Source organism: Gluconacetobacter asukensis, from assembly GCF_014174375.1.
In the GTDB taxonomy this organism is placed as follows: Bacteria; Pseudomonadota; Alphaproteobacteria; order Acetobacterales; family Acetobacteraceae; genus Gluconacetobacter; species Gluconacetobacter asukensis.
The window spans coordinates 1-6,165 of record NZ_JABEQE010000037.1 but is presented as its reverse complement, the minus strand read 5'-3'; the positions used below and the strand labels follow the sequence as shown (position 1 = coordinate 6,165).

The following is a 6,165-nucleotide window of genomic DNA, read 5'->3' as shown; positions in this document are numbered from 1 at the left end:
CACCGAAACGCGGGGGTCCTACGTGTTCGGTGGGACGCATATCTATACGGGCGACGCGCTGCCGGCGAACGTGGCCATCTGTACCAGGGGATCGCACGAGATATTCCGCGAAACCGTCTTTCAGGCCCTGCGCGCGTGATCGGACGCGCCGCGACGCTGGCAATCGCGGTGGCCGCCTTTCTCCTGCCGGCCGCCACATGGGCCGCGCCGGCCTGCACCGTGCAGTTCATAAAGCGCCCCTAGGGGCACGGTCGGATCCGGGGCCAGCCGCATCCCAGCGCAAGCCGCGCGATCCAAGCATCCACGCCGGCAATTCAAGGAGCCTGACCGTTCCGGCGTCGGATAGGCGACCGCGGGAAAGGACTTGCCCAGCCCGCTCGATCGTCTCCTCGACGCACACCCGACGCCCAAACCAAGGGTGCCAGGGGTAGAGAACCTCCCGCTTGTCGGTATTATGGGTCTTGCAGAGCAGCGTTCTACAATGGCAAGCGTCCACATTCCAGCCTCGATGCGCGAACGCTGAATCAAGCCTGCTTCGGTAGCAAACTCGGAATCGCGGCCGCCGCCTGAAGAAAATACCGCGTTCAGGGTGTCACTCCAGTCGGGCTACGCCCTCCCTGCGTGACAGCCTGACAACGCACTACAACATCAACCGGCAGAGATTCCACTTATCAGAAGCGAAACGGTGTCTCGACCAAGCCGGCCACCTCTATCAGACGACCCTAAAGTCGCCATCACCGCCGTTATGGGCAAGCTCGTCATCCTCTTCAACTCGCTCCTTCGCGAGGATCGTTCATGGGCGCCAAAAGCCGCCTGATCACAGCGGATACTTTCAGGAGAAATGATCTTCGCCAATCCCGGGACCGTTCAGGTCACATTCCTGGCGACGTGTCCCTACGATAACTTCCGAGGCCGTCGAGTAAAGGGCGCAAAATCGCGTCATCCGGTCGCCAACGTCCGACTGAACTGCGATAGATTGGCTTTCTCACTTGCTGCACACTTGCGGTTCTAACAGGCCGTTTCGACTTGTGGAAGTTCAAGCAAGCATCGTCCCAAGTGAGGCCGCAATATGCAATCAGTGACCGTGCATTCTGCTCGAGATCTTCAACAACTTCCTCATAACGCACGTCGTAAATTGTGCCGTTGGGGAGAATCCCATGCCAGTGTTCCATCAATTCTCTGTAACTGCGATAGCGTCTTCCCAACTCTCCGAGATCAAAGGTAAAGTCCTGAGAATGAAAGAAGGTCGAGAAACACGATAGACACGTGTCGATCGGATCTCGAACTGTATGAATAATCCGCGCATTCGGAAACAATGCGTGAATGAGTGCTATGTGTTGGTAGTTGCTCAGGGTCTTATTAATAATTCGTGTTGGTGCCTGTGGTCGCGTCCAATTGTTCACCAGCTTATGAAGCCGATCGAGATAGTCTTCTGAAATAGACATTCGTTCCGCATCTGTCAGATTTTTCAACGGGAATACCGATTGCCATCGATCGAACTTTGACGCTGCAGAATGGAAAATATCGAAGAGAGTGCTTATTTCGCCTGCGCCATACACTTCGTGATGACTGGCCAGAATCTGCTCGACCAACGTCGAACCGGAGCGCGGCATTCCAACGATGAAGATGGGAAGCGAGGAGGCATGGCCTGTCTTGGCGAGTTCTTTGATGGCATCGGCTGAGATAGACTGGCACAGTTGCTTCGCGCGGTTGATCGTAGGCTTCTCGTCGTAAGTAAGGTAGCGGCGACGCAGCCTGTTACCTTCGAGGAAATGGTCGAATGACAGCTGATGCGCGCCGAGATCTGAGAAGGCCTTACCGAGGGCAAAGTGCAGATCCGTGCGCTCAGCGTCATTGAGCGAGGATTGATTCTTGACCAATCGTTGCATGGCCAAAAAGTGGAGATCATCCGCAGCCAGCTTAGTGGCTTGAGCCAAGGATAGATAGTATCGCGGATAATCGGGAGCGAGGTCTATGGCACGTCGGAAGTAATCAATGGCCACATCAGTCTGGCCGAGTTCCTGTAAAACAACCCCCAATTTGAATGGCGGCATCGCGTCGTCAGGTTTCAGTGCACAGGCTGATTTGAAATGATTAATCGCGGCATCGTACTGCCCGGCTTTCTGGAGCAGCTCTGCCAGGTTAAAATGGGCGGTGAAGTTCGTATTATCTTGCAGTACTATGGTTCGATAACAGGCGATTGCCGCCTCTAGGCGGTCAAGGTCGCTCAACGAAATGGCCAAGCTCAGCCGGGCCTGAACGAACTCAGGCGCGTACGTAAGAGCCGCTTGAAATTCGCGAACCGCCTCTTTGGTGCGCCCGGTGGACCGCAGAGATGTCCCAAGATTATTGAGAGCAACGGGATCATTGGGCGTTATCGAGAGTGCGTCCCGGTAAGACTGGATCGCAGCTTCATGGTTCCCTTGCTCGGCAAGGGCAGTACCCAAGTTACTCAGTGCCATCACATAGGATGGCCGTAGCTCGATCGCTTTTCGGAAGCAGGAGATTGCCTCGTCATGCTCCCCTGCCGCTTGCAAGGCCATTCCAAGATTATTGAGGCCTACCGGGTTATTGGGGTCTCGCTCCTGGGCAACGCGCAAGAGCGGAATAGCCCTCTCGAGCTGTTGTTGTTGAGCATAGAACGTTCCCAGAACCTGCATTGCTTGGAGGTGAGTGGGATCTCTTTTGAGGATAATCTCGCATTTTTGAATGAAATCAGGCACATCGTTTGGCTTCGTGTGTCTGGCGGCAAGAAGCTCGGGTGCTGTGGCCGTCTCCCGTTTCATGATGTGTGCGCCGGGACGCTGAGGAGTGGCTCTGCGTTGCTCGGGGAAGAGAGCACGGACGTGTGGGCCGGTGTCGCTGCGCCGGTGAAAGACGCCATGGCCTGTATCATCGAAGAGGTGGCGGCCGCGTCGTGTGCCGTGTGGTAGAGCACGGCGATGTCGGACATGTCGGAGGTGTTGAGGGTGATGTTGTGCGTGCCCAGCAGCGGATACATAATCGACGTTGGGCTGGCACTTTCGGCTAGCCCGAGCGCATGACCGATCTCGTGCAGGGCGAGTTGCTCAAGCCCGACTGAACTCCCCGCATAGGTAAAGGCGCCGGGACTCGTCTGCGTCAACGGATCCTGCAGGGGGGTTTCGAGTTCGATCATGGTACCAGGACGTAGGGTCCCCGCGCTGGCCCTTAACAGAGTGACGCCGGCGACACCGGTGTTCGTCGTATCGAGATTCCCCCAGCCGATGCGGATGTCGGAAGAGGCCGAGTCCGAGACCTGTTCGAAATCGATGCCGGAGGCTTTGGACCATGTGTCGAGTGCCTGTTCCACCGCCGCCTGATAGGCGCCCTGGATGGTTCCGCCATACAGAGGTATGCCCCGAGGCGCCGTCTCGGAAAAGCTCCACGTGACAGGGTGGTGACTGTCGACTAGGCCTCCAACCAACAAGGACGGCGCGACGGCGCCAGGATCGCCGGTGCCAGCACGAATGGCCTGCTCATCCAAGCTCCAGGCCATGTCCGCGGCGTCTGCAGACAATCCATGCGACAGATCGTATTGTCCGATCGCGTTCACCGGCTTGGTGACGCCCGCGTCCAGGCCATAGAAGACCGTGTACGTATAGCTCGTGACATAGGTGGTCGTGTAGGTGTACGCGCCGCCACTTTCCGCGTCACCCGTTCCAATCACCTTGTCATCCGAGCCCGAAAACGTCACGAGGGCGTCGTTGGTGTTCACCGTATCATTCGAGCCGACGATGTTCAGCCTGTCACCGTCGCCGCCGGTAAAGGTGTCATTGTTGCCCGTCACGGTCAGACTTAAATTGTTCCCGAGATGGATGGCAAGATTGCTCCCGGTGACGACATTGCCGCTGCTATTGTCGCCAAAAGCAAACGTCTCGTCATTGGCACCGGCGATCGCCCCGTTGAACGTATTGTTCGACCCGTCGTCAATGACGGTATCGCCGGTGCCGACCATGTTGAAGCCGTTATTGTTCGACCCGCCCCCGATATTAATGGTCGCGTTGCTACCCGGCGTGAAGCTGTTATTGCTGGCATTAGAAAGGGTCAGTGTGCTGCCATTGCCATTGCTGACCGTGTCGCCGGTGCCGTCAATCGTCAGCGAAGCACTGGTCCCGGCCGAAATCTGGTCATCGTTGCCGTCCAGGGTGTTGCCGGATGTATTGTCTGCAAAGGTGAACGTCTCCTCGCTGGCGCCATAAATGGCCCCCCCAATCGTCTCGTCCGAGCCCACCACATCGACTGTATCGCCCGTACCCTCCATGTTGAAGCTGTCGTTGTTCGACCCGCCCCCGATATCGATGGTTGCGTTGCTGCCCGGCGTAAAGCTGTCGTTGCTGGCATCGTAGAGGGTCACTGTCCCCCCATCGCCGCTCGTCACCGTGTCGCCCGTGCCGTTGATGGTCAGCACGGCACCGGTCCCGGCCGAAATCTGGTCGTCGTTGCCATTGACCGTGGCTTGGCTGTTATTGTCCAGATAGACGCCCTCGGCCTCGCCGTCCGCCGCCGTGCCATTGCCGAGATTGCTGCCCCAGACGGTCGAGTAATTATTCCCCGTCTGGGTCAGCCAGACGCGCGCGTTGCCGTTGGTGGTGATCGAACTGCCACCGCCGAATATCGCCAGCGCGGCGCCCGTGCCGACCACAAGTTGGTCCTGGCTGCCGACCACGTTCACACGGGTGTTGTTGTCCAGATAGACGCCCTCGGTTTCGCCGTCCGCCGCCGTGCCATAGCCGAGGTTGCTGCCCCAGACGGTCGAGTAATTATTCCCCGTCTGGGTCAGCCAGACGCGCGCGTTGCCGTTGGTGCTGATCGAACTGCCACCGCCGAATATCGCCAGCGCGGCGCCCGTGCCGACCACAAGCTGGTCCTGGCTGCCGACCACGTTGACGCGGGTGTTGTTGTCCAGATAGACGCCCTCGGTTTCGCCGTCCGCCGCCGTGCCATAGCCGAGGTTGCTGCCCCAGACGGTCGAATAGTTATCACCCGTCTGGGTCAGCCAGACCCGCGCGTTGCCGTTGGTGCTGATCGAACTGCCACCGCCGAATATCGCCAGTGCATCTCCGGCATTCTCGGTAATGGTGTCGCCGCTGCCGCTGACGCCCGCCTGGGTGTTGGTTGCGATAGTAACTTGCCCGGATGACACGTTGACCATATCTCCCGAACCGCTGAGAACGATTTGCGAGCCGTCGGTTCCGACGACCGATTGGTTGGGTGAGGCAATATCAACAATGCCATCAGCGGTGACGTTGCCCTGCGAAACTCCGCTGCCATCATTTGCGGTCGCGGTGACGAGACTATCATTCCCTTGCAGATCCGTTCCGACAGCAGCAAATATGCCACCTTCGGAAATGTAGCCCTTTGTGTCTCCGTTCGTCACAGACCGGACATCCGCGACCATGGAGCCATTCGCGTTTTTAAAAGTGACTTCAGAGGCCGACGCATTCGGTATTAGAATATTGGCGGCTTCGGACCATTCGTAGCGAATCCCGGCGTTGAGAACCTGTAAAACAACGTTTAGCTCGCCTTCGAAGACGGCAATGCCCTCTTTCAATCCGGTAGACGTAAATGATGGTACCGTAAAGCTTCCATTTTGTGAGAACTGTTGAGCAAAACCTCTGGCAAATGCACCCACAAAGTTCCAAGCTGCGGAACTCCATTGTGACCAGGACGGATTTCCGAAATCGCCTGTATCTACGACGCTAGATTCTTCCCATGCCGTGCCAAAGTTCTGCATAAAGGAAATATCACTATATTGCTCAATCGTTCCGCCCCAATAGCTTAGCGGAATGTTCATGTTATTGAACACCACAGCGTGCTCTTGTGCGACCTGTGCTTCCGTCAGGACCAGACCATTTTGTGATGAGAGCATCGACCAATCTTGTCGCTCCAGCTCATAGGCGACGGTGAGCTGGTAATTGGCGAATCCGATGGTCGAGCCACTATTCTGACTCGAGTAGTAGCTTTCTAGGTTCTGATTTGCGACATTACCAAAGAACGTGTTGTTCGCGGCCACACCAGAAGCGAGCTGTCCATAAGCTCTGAGAGTCCGTTTGAGAATGGTCATGGGTGGACAATTCTGCGGAGCATGAGGCTACCGAGAGCGACATGGATCATTGCCTCCGAGACGTCGATCCTCTGCTCGTA

General features: G+C 57.1%; 2 protein-coding genes. Both read right to left on the bottom strand.

Features of this window, described 5'->3' with window-relative positions; translation table 11 throughout:
- Positions 1-872 precede the first annotated feature (872 nt).
- On the bottom strand, positions 873-2,786 hold the full coding sequence (locus tag HLH35_RS19415) for a tetratricopeptide repeat-containing sulfotransferase family protein (protein ID WP_182980706.1): 1,914 nt from the start codon (positions 2,784-2,786) through the stop codon (positions 873-875).
- On the bottom strand, positions 2,783-6,085 hold the full coding sequence (locus tag HLH35_RS19410; protein WP_182980705.1) for a beta strand repeat-containing protein: 3,303 nt from the start codon (positions 6,083-6,085) through the stop codon (positions 2,783-2,785). Before HLH35_RS19410 ends, HLH35_RS19415 begins: the two co-directional genes overlap by 4 nt.
- Positions 6,086-6,165 lie beyond the last annotated feature (80 nt).